General features: G+C 63.1%; 11 protein-coding genes and 1 pseudogene. 10 read left to right on the forward strand and 2 right to left on the reverse strand.

Going from position 1 to position 13,990, the window contains the following annotated elements; translation table 11 throughout:
* Positions 1 to 196 precede the first annotated feature (196 nt).
* Positions 197 to 2,416, reverse strand: coding sequence for a primosomal protein N' (locus tag BLV47_RS25610; protein ID WP_092318880.1), 2,220 nt, complete (start codon positions 2,414 to 2,416; stop codon positions 197 to 199).
* A gap of 298 nt (positions 2,417 to 2,714) precedes the next feature.
* Between BLV47_RS25610 and rpmE the strand changes: the two genes are divergently transcribed.
* The 3 genes from rpmE (at position 2,715) to BLV47_RS25625 (ending at position 5,213) form a co-directional block, all read left to right on the forward strand.
* On the forward strand, positions 2,715 to 2,936 hold the full coding sequence (rpmE, locus tag BLV47_RS25615; RefSeq protein ID WP_016962748.1) for a 50S ribosomal protein L31: 222 nt from the start codon (positions 2,715 to 2,717) through the stop codon (positions 2,934 to 2,936).
* Positions 2,937 to 2,977: 41 nt separating this feature from the next.
* Positions 2,978 to 3,757: a thermonuclease family protein gene (locus BLV47_RS25620; RefSeq protein WP_092318882.1), complete on the forward strand. Its 780-nt coding sequence runs from the start codon at positions 2,978 to 2,980 to the stop codon at positions 3,755 to 3,757.
* A 187-nt stretch (positions 3,758 to 3,944) separates the two neighbouring features.
* Positions 3,945 to 5,213 carry a malic enzyme-like NAD(P)-binding protein gene (locus tag BLV47_RS25625; RefSeq protein ID WP_092318884.1) on the forward strand — a complete coding sequence of 423 codons (1,269 nt, stop codon included), beginning with the start codon at positions 3,945 to 3,947 and terminating at the stop codon, positions 5,211 to 5,213.
* Positions 5,214 to 5,351: 138 nt separating this feature from the next.
* Here BLV47_RS25625 and BLV47_RS25630 read toward each other — a convergent pair whose 3' ends face one another.
* Positions 5,352 to 7,784 (reverse strand): penicillin-binding protein 1A, encoded by a 2,433-nt coding sequence (locus tag BLV47_RS25630; protein WP_409258960.1) that lies wholly within the window; start codon positions 7,782 to 7,784, stop codon positions 5,352 to 5,354.
* A gap of 217 nt (positions 7,785 to 8,001) precedes the next feature.
* Here BLV47_RS25630 and pilM point away from each other — a divergent pair, with 217 nt between their 5' ends.
* From pilM to aroB, 7 genes and pseudogenes are all read left to right on the forward strand, one after another.
* Positions 8,002 to 9,063 carry a type IV pilus assembly protein PilM gene (pilM, locus tag BLV47_RS25635; RefSeq protein ID WP_092318888.1) on the forward strand — a complete coding sequence of 354 codons (1,062 nt, stop codon included), beginning with the start codon at positions 8,002 to 8,004 and terminating at the stop codon, positions 9,061 to 9,063.
* A complete protein-coding gene (locus BLV47_RS25640) occupies positions 9,063 to 9,626 on the forward strand; it encodes a PilN domain-containing protein (RefSeq protein ID WP_092318891.1) in 564 nt (187 codons plus the stop codon). The genes pilM and BLV47_RS25640 overlap by 1 nt, the downstream gene beginning before the upstream one ends.
* Positions 9,623 to 10,246 carry a type IV pilus inner membrane component PilO gene (locus BLV47_RS25645; RefSeq protein WP_092318893.1) on the forward strand — a complete coding sequence of 208 codons (624 nt, stop codon included), beginning with the start codon at positions 9,623 to 9,625 and terminating at the stop codon, positions 10,244 to 10,246. Before BLV47_RS25640 ends, BLV47_RS25645 begins: the two co-directional genes overlap by 4 nt.
* Positions 10,243 to 10,770, forward strand: a complete 528-nt coding sequence (locus BLV47_RS25650; RefSeq protein WP_092318895.1) for a pilus assembly protein PilP — start codon at positions 10,243 to 10,245, stop codon at positions 10,768 to 10,770. Before BLV47_RS25645 ends, BLV47_RS25650 begins: the two co-directional genes overlap by 4 nt.
* 191 nt (positions 10,771 to 10,961) lie before the next feature.
* Positions 10,962 to 12,218 (forward strand): annotated as a pseudogene (locus BLV47_RS25655) (type IV pilus secretin PilQ); the annotation flags it as partial.
* 4 nt (positions 12,219 to 12,222) lie between these two features.
* Positions 12,223 to 12,741, forward strand: a complete 519-nt coding sequence (gene aroK / locus BLV47_RS25660) for a shikimate kinase AroK (protein WP_016966152.1) — start codon at positions 12,223 to 12,225, stop codon at positions 12,739 to 12,741.
* Between the two features lie 146 nt (positions 12,742 to 12,887).
* Positions 12,888 to 13,988: a 3-dehydroquinate synthase gene (gene aroB, locus BLV47_RS25665; RefSeq protein ID WP_092318899.1), complete on the forward strand. Its 1,101-nt coding sequence runs from the start codon at positions 12,888 to 12,890 to the stop codon at positions 13,986 to 13,988.
* Positions 13,989 to 13,990: the final 2 nt, after the last annotated feature.

The following is a 13,990-nucleotide window of genomic DNA, read 5'->3' on the forward strand; positions in this document are numbered from 1 at the left end:
CGCTGGCGCGGCGGCGCGTTGGTGCGCGGGTGGAAAAACTGGGCATTATCCGTTGCTGGAACGGCCTTGCCAACTATAGAGGGCTGCTGGTGGATCGGTGGTGGCTATTCGGTCCTGTTCGCGGGCGAGCCCGCTCCTACGGGTTTGATACCGCCCCATTGTAGGAGCGGGCTAGCCCGCGAAAACGCGATATCGATCAATACAAATCCACCGGGTCCACGTCCAGCGACCAGCGCACCTGGCGTCCGCTGGGCATCTGCTCCAGCACCAGCAGCCAACTGCTCAGCAGCCGATGCAGCGGTGCCCGGGCATTGGCTTGCAGCAGTAACTGCGCACGATAACGCCCGGCGCGCCGTTCCATCGGTGCCGGAACCGGTCCCAGCAGCTCGATGCCCCCCAGGTTCTGTTCCGCCAGCAGGCGTTCGGCCTCGCTGCAGGCTTCATCGAGAAAACCTTCGGCTTGCCCCGGCTTGTGCGCCTCGGCTCGCAGCAGGGCCAGGTGAGCGAAGGGTGGCAGGCCGGCGGCGCGGCGCTCGCTCAGGGCCTGTTCGGCAAAGGCGAAGTAGCCCTGTTCGGTCAGTTGCACCAGCAGCGGGTGGTCGGCGAGGTGGGTCTGGATGATCACCTTGCCGGGCTCTTCGGCACGCCCGGCGCGTCCGGCGACCTGGACGATCAGTTGCGCCATGCGCTCGCTGGCGCGGAAGTCTCCGGAAAACAGGCCGCCGTCGGCATCGAGGATCGACACCAGGGTGACCCGGGGGAAGTGGTGCCCCTTGGCCAGCATCTGGGTGCCCACCAGGATGCACGGATGACCTTTCTGAATGGTGGCAAACAGCTGGTTCATCGCGTCCTTGCGCGAGGTGCTGTCGCGGTCCACCCGCAATACCGGGTAGTCGGGAAACAGAATGCCCAGGCGTTCTTCCGCGCGCTCGGTGCCGGCGCCCACGGGACGCAGGTCGACCTTGCCGCATTGCGGGCAGTGCCGGGGCACCCGCTCCACATGGCCGCAATGGTGGCAGCGCAGTTCGCCGGAGCGCTGGTGCACCGTCATGCGAGCGTCGCAGCGCTGGCATTCGGACATCCAGCCGCAGTCGTGGCAGAGCAGGGTCGGGGCGAAGCCGCGGCGGTTGAGGAATACCAGGACTTGCTGGCCGGCGGCCAGGGTCTGGCCGATGGCCTGCTGCATGGGGCCGGAAATGCCGCTGTCCAGAGGGCGGCTCTTCACATCCAGGCGTAGGAAGCGCGGTTGCTTGGCGCCGCCGGCTCGCTCGTTCAGGCGCAGCAGGCCATAGCGGCCGGTGTAGGCGTTGTGCAGGCTTTCCAGAGACGGTGTGGCCGAGCCCAGGACGATGGGAATGTTTTCCTGGCGGGCGCGCACCAGGGCCAGGTCCCGGGCGTGGTAGCGCAGGCCTTCCTGTTGCTTGTACGAACCGTCGTGCTCCTCATCGATGATGATCAGTCCGGGATTCTTCATCGGTGTGAACAGCGCCGAGCGGGTGCCGATGATGATATCGGCCTCGCCATCCCGGGCGGCGAGCCAGGCATCCAGGCGTTCGCGGTCGTTGACCGCCGAGTGCAGCAGGGCGATGCGGGCGTTGAAGCGTTGTTCGAAGCGCGCCAGGGTTTGCGGCCCCAGGTTGATCTCCGGGATCAGCACCAGGGCCTGTTTGCCGGCTTCGAGGGTTTCGCGGATCAACTGCAGGTAGACCTCGGTCTTGCCGCTGCCGGTGACCCCAGCCAGAAGAAAGGCGTGGTAGCTGTCGAACCCGGCGCGGATCGCTTCATAGGCGGCGCGTTGCTCGCTGTTGAGCGGCAGTTCGGGCTGGGCCAGCCAATGCTCATGGCGCACGCCCGGGGCGTGCTTGCGCACTTCTACCTGCACCAGATCCTTGGCCAGCAACAGGTCCAGGCTGTCCTTGCTCAGCATCAGCTTGCTCAGCAGGGCGTGGGGCACGCCATGGGGGTGTTGGGCCAGGGTGGCCAGCGCTTCGCGCTGACGCGGGGCGCGGGCGATGCGCGGGTCATCAAGGCGGGCGCCTGGGGCTATCGACCAGAAGCGTTCCTGACGGGCCTCGGCCAGCTCGCCCTGGCGCAGCAGCACCGGCAAGGCCCAGCTCAGGGTGTCGCCGAGGCTGTGCTGGTAGTACTGGGCGGTCCACAGGCACAGCTTGAACAGGGCTGGGGGCAGTGGTGGCGTGGGGTCCAGCAGGGCCAGGGCCGGCTTGAGCTTGTCGGCCGGAACTTCACTGTGATCCGCCACTTCCACCAGGATGCCGATCATTTCCCGGCGGCCGAAGGGCACTCGCAAGCGCATCCCCGGATGCAGCTGGGCGCGCAGCACACCGGCTGGGGCACGGTAGTCGAAGAGGCGGCGCAGAGGCGAAGGCAGGGCGAGGCGCAAGATGGCGTCGGGCACGCGGGACAATCTCGATGAGCAGACGGTAAATAGGCTCCGGAGCCTAACAGACGAGCCGTGGGGTGTCCTGTATAAGCGTGCGCGCGTCCTGGTCTGTGGAGGTTTTCCCGCGGCCGAGGTGGCGCTGCAGTTGGGTGCGTGGCAAAGACGGGGCTGTCAAGGTTTCGCCGGCTTTTTCTGATGGGGGGTACTCAGGATCTCTTGCGCGTTTGACGCGGTCTGGTAGAATCCGCGCCCTAATTCGTGCGGTATTCAACAATAGTGTTGGGTGGCGGCACGCTAGCCTGAGGAATACACCATGAAAGCCGATATCCATCCAGTATACGAAGCCGTTACCGCTACCTGCAGCTGCGGTAACGTCATCGAAACTCGCTCCACCCTGGCCAAGCCTCTGAGCCTGGACGTGTGCAACGAGTGCCACCCGTTCTACACCGGTAAGCAAAAGACTCTGGACGTTGGCGGTCGTGTCGACAAGTTCAAGTCGCGCTTCGGTGCTTTCGGCGCAACGAAAAAGGCCTGAGGCTGATCGTTCTGGAAAGCCGATACCGACTTTCCTCGCTGATAAAAAAGGCGTCCCATGTGGGCGCCTTTTTTGTGTCTGCGATTTGGCTGACCGCCGCCGAGGCGTTTTGCCCGGCTCCAGAGGGGCTGACTCCTACAACGGTCCAGCGGGTGGTGGATGGCGATACCTTGCGTCTCAAGGATGGTCGCAGCGTGCGGATGATCGGCCTCAATGCGCCGGAGCTGGCCCGTCGGGGGCGCCCGGCCGAGCCTTTTGCGGTGGCGGCGCGGCAACGTTTGCAGCGCCTGGTGGCGCAGAGCGGTGGTCGGGTCGGCTTGCTGCCCGGGCGTGAGCGGCACGATCGCCACGGTCGGACGCTGGCCCATGTCTATGACGTCAACGGGACCAATCTGGAAGCCCAATTGATTGCCGAGGGGCTTGCCTATCAGATCGCCATCGTGCCGAACGTCGCCCTGGTCGCTTGTCAGCAGGCTGCGGAAAAGCACGCGCGTCGAGCGGGGCTGGGGCTCTGGCGACGCTCAACTGTACTGAAAGCGGAGCAGATCCGCCGTTCGGGCTTTGTCGTGCTCGAGGGGCGTGTGAGCAAGGTCGAACGCAATCGTGGCGGGGTTTGGATCACATTGCGCGGTGCAGTTGTATTGCGTGTTGCACCCAATGTTCTGGGGCGTTTCGATCGTCAGTGGCTCAAGGGGCTTGTCGGGCGGCGGATCGAGGCTCGGGGCTGGGTACGGGTACGTTCGCGTTCCGGCGGTTTCAGGTCGAGCGGGGCAGGCTGGATGTTGTCGCTGACCGACGTTTCCATGGTCAGACTTCTCTGATAAAGAAAAATTGTAGACATTTTTTAATTGGATTGTGAACAGTTGAAAGCCTTGTACCCCGTGGCTCTTGGCCCAAAGTCGTACGCTACGGGCCTTGACAGGGGTGACTGGGCAGTCTTGTAGGGACTATGCGACACGCGTATCCTCGGCGGTCCGTCTGTCCAACAGTAAAAAGCGGAATGCCCACATGTCTGATTTGAAAACTGCCGCTCTCGAATATCATGCCAATCCTCGTCCAGGAAAGCTGAGTGTCGAGCTCACCAAGGCCACTGCTACCGCTCGTGATCTGGCGCTGGCCTACAGCCCCGGCGTAGCCGAGCCGGTACGCGAAATCGCTCGCGATCCGGAACTGGCCTACAAGTACACCGGCAAAGGCAACCTGGTTGCCGTCATTTCCGATGGCACCGCGATTCTCGGCCTGGGCAACCTCGGCCCACTGGCCTCCAAGCCGGTGATGGAAGGCAAGGGCGTGCTGTTCAAGCGTTTCGCCGGTATCGATGTATTCGATATCGAAGTCGACTCCGAGAGTCCGCAGGCTTTCATCGACACCGTCAAGCGCATCTCCATCACCTTCGGTGGCATCAACCTGGAAGACATCAAGGCGCCAGAGTGCTTTGAGATCGAACGCGCTCTGATCGAGCAGTGCGACATCCCGGTGTTCCACGATGACCAGCACGGCACCGCGATCGTGACCGCCGCCGGCATGATCAACGCCCTGGAAATCGCAGGCAAAACCCTGGCCGATGCCAAAATCGTCTGCCTGGGCGCCGGTGCGGCCGCCATCTCCTGCATGAAGCTGCTGGTGAGCATGGGCGCGCAGATCGAGAACATCTTCATGGTTGACCGTACCGGCGTTATCCACGCTGGCCGTGACGACCTGAACCAGTACAAGGCGGTCTTCGCCCACACCACCGACAAGCGCACCCTGGCCGATGCACTGCAAGGCGCCGACGTGTTCGTTGGCCTGTCCGGTCCGAACCTGCTGAGCGCTGAAGGCCTGAAGTCGATGGCGCCGAACCCGATCGTGTTCGCTTGCTCGAACCCGGATCCGGAAATCGCTCCAGAGCTGGCTCACGCCACCCGTGACGACGTGATCATGGCCACCGGTCGTTCGGACTACCCGAACCAGGTGAACAACGTGCTCGGCTTCCCGTTCATCTTCCGTGGTGCCCTGGACGTTCGCGCCAAGCGCATCAACGAAGAAATGAAGATCGCCGCGGCCAACGCCCTGCGCGAGCTGGCCAAGCTGCCAGTACCGCAGGAAGTGTGCGACGCGTACGGTGGCATCAAGCTGGAATTCGGTCGTGAGTACATCATTCCGAAGCCAATGGATGCCCGCCTGATCACCGTGATCTCCGATGCCGTGGCCAAGGCCGCTATCGAGACTGGCGTGGCGACCCTGCCGTATCCGAAGAACTACCCGCTCAAAAACGTGGATGATGTGTTCAACGGCTAACAGCCGCCCATGAAAAAACCCGGCCATCGAGCCGGGTTTTTTTATGGGCAAGCAATCAGCGGCTAGCTCCAAGTTTCCAGCTGCAAGAGCAGGGCGCGCTCTTGCTTGCCGCTGATCACTTGCAGCTTGCCGCTGCCCTTAGAAGAGGTCGATCGGCGCCGCTTCGTCCGCCGGCAGCGGGCTGCCCGGTGCGACGCCATTGCCCAGCTCGTTGACCGAGGGTGGGGTGTCTTCGCTCTTGAACAGCTCGAAGTAGGCATTCGGCGTGCCCGGAGTGGCGGCGCGGCCGCTGACCGGGTCGACCCGCAGGCTGAGGATGCCCTCCGGTTCGGCCTGGGTGTGCGCAGGCTTGCCCTTGAGCGCGGCGCCCATGAAGTTCATCCAGATCGGCAGGGCCACAGTGCCGCCGTATTCGCGACGTCCGAGGCTTTCCGGCTGGTCGAAACCGGTCCAGACCGTGGTCACGTAGTCGGCGTTGTAGCCGGAGAACCAGGCGTCCTTGGACTCGTTGGTGGTACCGGTCTTGCCGGCCAGGTCCGAGCGGCCCAGGGCCAGGGCTCGGCGGCCGGTGCCCAGCTTGATCACGTCCTCGAGCATGCTGTTGAGGATGTAGGTGGTGCGTCCGTCAATGATTCGTTCGGCGACGGCAGGCGTCTGTACCGGAGCCTGGACCGGGCTTTCGCCGGCCACGGTGTTGACCGTGAAGTTGTGCTCTGGCGCCGCGATGCCGCTGCTGGCCGTGTTCCCGGTGGGGACGCTGGGCGGGTTGGCGCTGAACAGCAGCTCGCCGTTGCGGCTTTCGATCTTGTCGATGATGTACGGGGTGATCTTGTAGCCGCCGTTGGCAAAGGTACTCCAGCCGGTGGCGATCTCCATGGGGGTCAGGGTCGCGGTGCCCAGGGCCAGGGACAGGTTGCGCGGCAGGTCCTGCTTGTTGAAGCCGAACTTGCTGATGTAGTCGATGGTGTGGTCCACGCCCATGCTTTGCAGCAGGCGGATCGATACCAGGTTGCGCGATTTGTACAGCGCTTCGCGCATGCGAATCGGGCCGAGGAAGGTATTGGTGTCGTTCTTCGGCCGCCAGACCTTGTCCAGGTATTCGTCGACGAACACGATCGGCGCGTCATTGACCAGGCTGGCCGCGGTGTAGCCATTGTCCAGGGCCGCGCTATAGACGAACGGCTTGAAGCTCGAACCGGGCTGGCGCTTGGCTTGCATTGCGCGGTTGTAGTTGCTCTGCTCAAAGGCAAAACCACCGACCAGGGCGCGGATCGCACCGTTTTGCGGGTCCAGGGTTACCAGGGCGCCCTGGGCGACCGGAACCTGGCTGAACTTCAGGGAATTGTCCGCCTGGCGCTGCACACGTATCAGGTCGCCGACCTGGGCCACGTCCGCCGGCTGGCGAGGAGCAGCGCCCATGCTGTTGGTGTTGAGGAACGGCCGGGCCCATTTCATGCTCTCCCAGGCCACATGTTCCTCGCCGTTGCGGGTCAGCACCTGGATGCCGTTCTTCTCGACCTGAGTGACGATCGCCGGTTCCAGGCTGCTGATGGTCCGCTGCTTGGTCAGCTCTGTGGCCCAGGCGGCATGGGTCTTGCCGGGCAGGCGCGACTCGGGACCACGGTAGCCGTGGCGCTGGTCGTAGGTCATCAAGCCTTCCTGGACCGCGGTATTGGCCATTTCCTGCAGGTCACTGGGCACCGTGGTGGTGACGCGGAAACCTTCGGTGTAAGCGTCGCTGCCATAACGGCCGACCATCTCGGCGCGGGCCATCTCGGCGATGTAAGGCGCGTTCACCTCCGGCGTCGGCACGTGGTAGCTGGCGTTCAGCGGTTCGTTGATGGCTTCGGTGTAGGCCGCTTCGGTGATCTTGCCCAGCTTGTACATGCGGCCGAGGATCCAGTCGCGGCGCTCCTTGCTGCGCGCCGGATTGGCCAGCGGGTTGAAACGCGAAGGGGCTTTGGGCAGGCCGGCGATCATCGCCATCTGTGCCAGGCTCACGTCACGAATGGACTTGCCGTAGTACACCTGGGCTGCCGCCTCGATCCCGTAGGCGCGGTTGCCCAGGTAGATCTTGTTGACGTACAGCTCGAGGATCTCGTCTTTGGTCAGCTGCCGCTCGATCTGCAGGGCCAGGAGAATCTCGGTGGTCTTGCGCGAAAAGCTGCGCTCGCTGCTGAGGAAGAAGTTCTTCGCCACCTGCATGGTGATGGTGCTGCCGCCGGACTGGATGTGTCCGCTCTTGACCAATTGGGTCGCGGCGCGCATCAGGCTGCTGGGGTCAACCCCGTAATGGTTAGCGAAGTTGTCGTCTTCAGCACTTAGTAACGCATTGATGAAGTTGGGGGGAATTTCGGCGAAACGTATGGGTGTGCGGCGCATTTCGCCAAATTCTGCGATCAACTTGCCGTCGCTGCTGTACACCCGCAGAGGAATCTGCAACTGGATGCTTCTCAGGGCCTCAACCGATGGAAGGCCGGGACTAAGATAGAGAAACGCACCGGAGAGGGCGAGAAGCAGCCCGCAGAACACAGCGACGATGGACCACCCGAAAAACTTCAGCAGACGAATCAAGGCTTTTGGATTTCCAGAGAAAGGAATGAATTAGGCGTCAGGGCATTCAAGGTAATCAGGGACCGACCCACGCAGCAGGGAAAGCGGGAAAAAACGCTGGGCATTATAAGCATTTTCCGCCGAGAGCGTCATTTGCCCGTCTGTCAAGGTGTGGCGATTCAATGCGCTGCTGCTCGTGGGGTTCGTAAGTCACGGATAGTCAAAGGGAATTGGTGTGCTTGGAGTCTTCAGCAGAAAGTCGAGTTCCCTCCTGGGGGTCGATATCGGCGCCACATCGGTCAGGCTCCTGTCCTTGAGCCGGGATGGCCGGGGCTATCGGGTCGAGGCTTATGCCTGGCAAGACCTGGCCCTCGACTCAGTTTTCGAATCGGGCGGTATCGATCCCGAGGCGCAGGCCATGGCGCTGTCCCGGGCCTGGCGCACCAGCGGCAGTCGTCTCAAGGCAGTCGCGGTGGCGGTGCCTGGTGAAGCGGTGATCAGCAAGCTGATCGAGATGCCGGCGGGGCTGGATGAGGCGGAGCTGGAGTGCCAGCTCAGTCTGGAAGCAGGCCAGTACATTCCCTACCCCCTGGAAGAGGTGGCCATCGACTTTGAGGTGCAGGGCAGGGTGCCGGGCAATCCCCGGCGGGTCCAGGTGCTGTTGGTGGCCTGTCGCCACGAGACGGTCGAAGCCGCGGAGGCGCTGCTGGCCCAGGCGGGTCTGACGCCACAGGTGGTGGAGAGCGCGCCCCTGGCCCTGGAGCGTTGCCTGGCGCTGATGACGGCGCAGAATCCGCTGGCTGCGCAGTCTGCGTTGGCGTTGTTGGACGTGGGGTCGAGCGTGAGCAGTTTCAGTGTGATGCGCGACCAGCGAATCATTTATAGCCGCGAGCAACTGTTCGGTAGCCGACCGCTGAGCCAGTTCCTTGAGCAGCGTTTTTCGCTGACCCTGGATCAGGTGCTGCAAGCCGAGCACCAGGGAGGTTGCTCGCCAGTCGGTATCGAGGAGGCGCTGCAGTCCTTTGAGCGGGACGTGCTGCAGAATGTCCAGCGCGCCCTGCAACTGTTCGCCGAGTCGCCACAGCGGCAACCGGTGCAGTGGTTGCTGCTGGCTGGCGAGGGCAGTCGCCTTGCCGGGCTGGCGCGGCGGATCGAGCGGCAATTGGGGATAGCCACGGCCCTTGCCAATCCGTTCGTCGGCATGAGCGTCGGGCCTCGGGTCGATGCCCAGGCCCTTGCCGAGCGGGCGCCGGAGCTGCTGCTAGCCTGCGGCCTGGCCCTGAGAGGGTTCGACTGATGGCCCGGATCAACTTTCTTCCCTGGCGGGAGACTGCGCGGGTGCAGCAGCATCGGCGCTTTCTGCAGGCACTGGCAGTCATCATGCTGCTGGGATTGGGGCTGGTGCTGCTGGCCGATGTCGGTATCGAGCGCTTGAATGCTCGGCAGCAGGCCCGCAACCAGTACCTGGAACAAGCGAACGTGGGCCTGGATCAGCAGATTGCCGCTGTTCGCGAGCTCAAGGCCCGGCGCCAGCAACTGCTTGAGCGCATGAGGGTTATCGAGGACCTGCAAGGCAACCGTCCGACCCGTGTGCGGATTTTCCAGGAGCTGACCCGCAGCGTGCCCGATGGCCTGCACTTCACCGAGGCCGATCTGCAGGGGCAGAACTTGAGCATCAGTGGGGTTGCCCAGGCCAATGGCCGGATTGCCGACTTGCTGCGCAATCTGCAAGCGGCCGCCGGTTTTGCCGCTCCCAGCCTGGCCGAAGTGAAAAAGGCCAGCGAAGTGCAGCCGCAGCCGAGCAATCTGTTTCGGCTCAGCGTCGGCTTGATGCTGTTGCCTGAGGAGGCGAAGCGATGAAGCCGAGCGGGTGGCTGGCGCAGCTGCGAGGCACCGATCTGCGAGAGCTGGAGCTGAGCAACCTCGGCTCCTGGCCGACGCCGTTGCGGGCGCTGACGGCGGCCTTGCTACTGCTGGTGATTCTGGCTGCAGGCTATGGCCTGTACCTGAGCCCTCATCTGCGGCAACTGCAGCAGGTGCGCCAAGAAGAAACCCGTCTCAAACAGCAGTTCGCCAGCAAGGCCCGGCAAGTGGCCAATCTCGAGCTTTATCGGGAGCAGCTTGCGGCCCTGCGCAACAGTTTCGAGCAGTTGCTGCGTCAGTTGCCCAGCGATAGTGAAGTCCCGGGGTTGCTTGAAGACATCAGTCGCCTGGGCATGGGCGGTGGCCTGGCGTTCGAGGAGATCAAGCTGCAGCCGCAAGTGCCGCGGCCGTTTTATGTCGAGCTGCCGATCCAGATCACGGTTACGGGGGGCTATCACGATCTGGCGACCTTCGTCAGTGGCGTCGCCGGCCTGCCGCGAATCGTCACCTTGCATGATTTTCAGCTCAGGCCCCTGGAGCCGGGTGATCCTGCACGATTGCGCTTGAGCATCGGGGCGCGAACCTACAGGTACGACAGACCGGAACCGCAATCATGAGGGGCTGGCGCTGGCTGCTGGGCGCTTGCGTTGGTCTGGGCTTGTGTGGGTGCGAGGGAGTCGCAGACTTGGCTGAAACCCAGGCATACATGAACCAGATGCTCCGACAAGCGCCGGAGCCGATTGAGCCGCTGCCGGTCATTCGGTCCTACCCTGCATTCATCTATGACGCCAGCGGGTTGCGCAGCCCATTCCAGCCCCCGCAGAGCGTCGAGCGAGTCGAGCGTCGGCGGGGAGCGCGCGCAGTCCGGCCCGATCCGCAGCGACCCCGGCAGCGTCTGGAGGGCTTTGATATCGAGCAGTTGCAGATGGTCGGAACCTTGTCCGGCGCCAGCGCAAGCTTCGCCCTGTTGCGCAGCGCCGATGGTGTCCACCCTTTGCAGATTGGCGACTACCTGGGGCGAAGCGAAGGTCGGATCGTGGCGATCAGCGAGTCTCGGGTAGAGGTAGTGGAAATTGTTGCCGATGGGGCGGGGGGCTGGCAGGAGCGACCACGGACGTTGCTGCTGAAAAAACACTCTTAGGTGGAATCCGCACAATGAACAGGACTGTTTCAGCCAGCGGTGTGGTGCTATGGATGGCGCTGCTGGCACCGCTGATCGGCGCCGCCGAGCTCACGACCACCTCGGCCGGTGAGGCTGCTCGGGTATCCGCGCCGCTTCAGGCAGGGGCCGCAACCCCGACGCACTCGATCGGCGGCGCTGTGACCCGGCCTGCTTATGGTGGCGCCAAGCTTTCGTTGAACTTTCAGGACATCGAAGTGCGTTCGGTGCTGCAACTGATCGCCGACTTCACGGGCCTCAACCTGGTGGCCAGCGACACGGTGCAAGGCAGCATCACCCTGCGTCTGCAGCACGTGCCCTGGGATCAGGCCCTGGATCTGGTGCTCAAGACCAAGGGCCTGGACAAGCGCCAGGTGGGGGATGTCTTGCTGGTGGCCCCGGCGGATGAAATGGCCGCCCGGGAACGCCAGGAACTGGAGTCGCAGAAGCAGTTGCAGGACCTGGCGCCGCTGCGCCGGGAGCTGCTACAGGTCAACTACGCCAAGGCCGCGGACATCGCCAAGCTGTTCCATTCGGTGACCGGCGTCGAGGACCGTGCCGGCGAGCAGGGTTCGATCACCGTGGACGAGCGCACCAACAACATCATTGCCTACCAGACCCAGGAACGGCTCGATGAGCTGCGGCGCATCGTTGGTCAATTGGACGTCGCGGTGCGCCAGGTAATGATCGAGGCACGGATCGTCGAGGCCAACCTTGATTACAATAAGAGCCTGGGAGTGCGCTGGGGCGGTTCGCTGCACAAAAGGGGCAACTGGCAGGCTTCCGGAGTGCCGGGCGGAGGCGGCTCATCGATCGTCGGGGCGCCGGACAGCAGCGCGCCGTTCGTCGACCTCGGGGCCGTGGCCAACACCTCGGGCATCGGCATCGCCTACATCACCGACAACGTGCTGCTGGATCTGGAGCTGAGCGCCATGGAGAAGACCGGCAATGGCGAGATCGTTTCCCGGCCCAGGGTAGTCACCTCCGACAAGGAGACCGCGAGGATCCTCAAGGGCACCGAGATTCCCTATCAGGAAGCCAGTTCCAGTGGCGCCACTTCCGTGTCATTCCGCGAGGCCTCGCTGTCCCTTGAGGTGACGCCGCAGATTACCCCCGACAACCGCATCATCATGGAGGTCAAGGTCACCAAGGACGAGCCGGACTACCTGAACAAGGTCCAGGATGTGCCGCCGATCAAGAAGAACGAGGTCAATGCCAAGGTCTTGGTCCGTGATGGTGAAACCATTGTCATTGGCGGGGTTTTTTCCAATACCCAGAGCAAGGTTGTAGATAAAGTGCCATTTCTTGGCGATGTGCCGTATCTTGGCCGCCTTTTCCGGCGTGACGTGGTGTCGGAGAAAAAATCCGAGCTGCTGGTATTTCTCACTCCGCGTATCATGAACAACCAGGCGATTGCTGTGAGTCGTTGATTCTGTGCGAAATTTGATTCTTGTTGGGCCGATGGGGGCTGGAAAAAGCACCATAGGCCGCTTACTGGCCAAAGAGCTGCGCCTGCCATTCAAAGATTCCGATAAGGAAATTGAACTGCGTACCGGCGCGAACATCCCGTGGATCTTCGATAAGGAAGGCGAGCCGGGCTTTCGCGATCGCGAGCAGGCAATGATCGCCGAGCTCTGTGGTACCGACGGCGTGGTCCTGGCCACTGGTGGTGGCGCGGTCATGCGCGAAGCCAATCGTCGGGCGTTGCATGCCGGCGGACGAGTGGTCTATCTGCACGCCTCGGTGGAGCAACAGGTCGGTCGGACTGCCCGGGACCGCAATCGTCCCTTGCTGCGCACCGCCGATCCGGCCAAGACCCTGCGCGACTTGCTGGAAGTCCGCGATCCGCTCTATCGGGAAATCGCCGATCTAGTGGTGGAAACCGATGAGCGGCCGCCGCGAATGGTGGTGCTGGACATCCTGGAGCGCCTGCAGCAGCTGCCACCCCGTTAATGCGTCGAGCGAAATGCGCTATTCTCGGCGTCGCGCCATGACCGCCAGGGTGTGGCGCAGAGCTATCGGGCAGCGTCAGAAGACCTGACGAGGCCCATCGTCAATACAAGGCACAACGCCTGCTTCCATCTTCACTGTGGGGACACATGCAGACACTTAAGGTCGATCTAGGCGAGCGCAGCTACCCGATTCACATTGGTGAAGGACTGTTGGACCGGCCCGAGCTGCTGGTGCCACATATCGCCGGGCGGCAAGTGGCGATCATTTCCAATGAGACGGTCGCGCCGCTGTACCTTGAGCGCCTGACCCGCAGCCTGGAGCAATACTCGGTGATCTCGGTGGTCCTGCCCGATGGCGAGGCCCACAAGAACTGGGAAACCCTGCAGTTGATCTTCGATGGCCTGCTGACCGCGCGTCATGATCGGCGCACCACCCTCATCGCCCTCGGTGGCGGGGTAATCGGTGACATGGCCGGCTTTGCCGCTGCCTGCTATCAGCGCGGTGTGGACTTCATCCAGATCCCGACCACCCTGTTGTCCCAGGTGGACTCTTCGGTGGGTGGCAAGACCGGTATCAACCACCCGCTGGGCAAGAACATGGTCGGCGCCTTCTATCAGCCGAACGTGGTGCTGATCGACACCGCCAGCCTCAATACCCTGCCCAGCCGGGAGTTGTCGGCGGGTTTGGCGGAGGTGATCAAGTACGGCCTGATCTGCGACGAACCCTTCCTCACCTGGCTGGAAGAAAACGTCGACCGCCTGCGGGCCCTGGACCAGCAGGCCCTGACCTACGCCATCGAACGCTCCTGTGCGGCCAAGGCCGCCGTGGTGGGGGCCGACGAGCGTGAGTCTGGGGTGCGCGCCACCCTCAACCTGGGTCACACCTTTGGCCATGCCATCGAAACCCATATGGGCTACGGTGTCTGGCTACATGGCGAGGCGGTTGCCGCGGGCACCGTCATGGCCTTGGAAATGTCTGCGCGCCTGGGCTGGATCACCCACCAGGAGCGTGATCGCGGTATTCGCTTGTTCCAGCGCGCGGGCCTGCCGGTCATCCCGCCTGAAGAGATGACTGAAGCGGATTTTCTCGAACACATGGCAATTGACAAGAAAGTGATCGACGGTCGTTTGCGTCTGGTGCTGTTGCGCCGCATGGGCGAAGCCGTAGTGACCGACGATTATCCGAAAGAGGTTTTACAGGCCACGCTGGGAGCGGATTACCGCGCCCTGGCTCAGCTTAAAGGTTAATA

The sequence above is a fragment of the Pseudomonas saponiphila genome (assembly GCF_900105185.1).
GTDB classification, from domain to species: Bacteria; Pseudomonadota; Gammaproteobacteria; order Pseudomonadales; family Pseudomonadaceae; genus Aquipseudomonas; species Aquipseudomonas saponiphila.

Bases quoted from the DNA above. Each gene is read 5' to 3' on its own strand.
- BLV47_RS25650 (WP_092318895.1), top strand. From the start codon at position 10,243: ATGAGGGGCTGGCGCTGGCTGCTGGGCGCTTGCGTTGGTCTGGGCTTG.
- rpmE (WP_016962748.1), top strand. From the start codon at position 2,715: ATGAAAGCCGATATCCATCCAGTATACGAAGCCGTTACCGCTACCTGC.
- aroB (WP_092318899.1), top strand. From the start codon at position 12,888: ATGCAGACACTTAAGGTCGATCTAGGCGAGCGCAGCTACCCGATTCAC.
- BLV47_RS25645 (WP_092318893.1), top strand. From the start codon at position 9,623: ATGAAGCCGAGCGGGTGGCTGGCGCAGCTGCGAGGCACCGATCTGCGA.
- BLV47_RS25625 (WP_092318884.1), top strand. From the start codon at position 3,945: ATGTCTGATTTGAAAACTGCCGCTCTCGAATATCATGCCAATCCTCGT.
- BLV47_RS25640 (WP_092318891.1), top strand. From the start codon at position 9,063: ATGGCCCGGATCAACTTTCTTCCCTGGCGGGAGACTGCGCGGGTGCAG.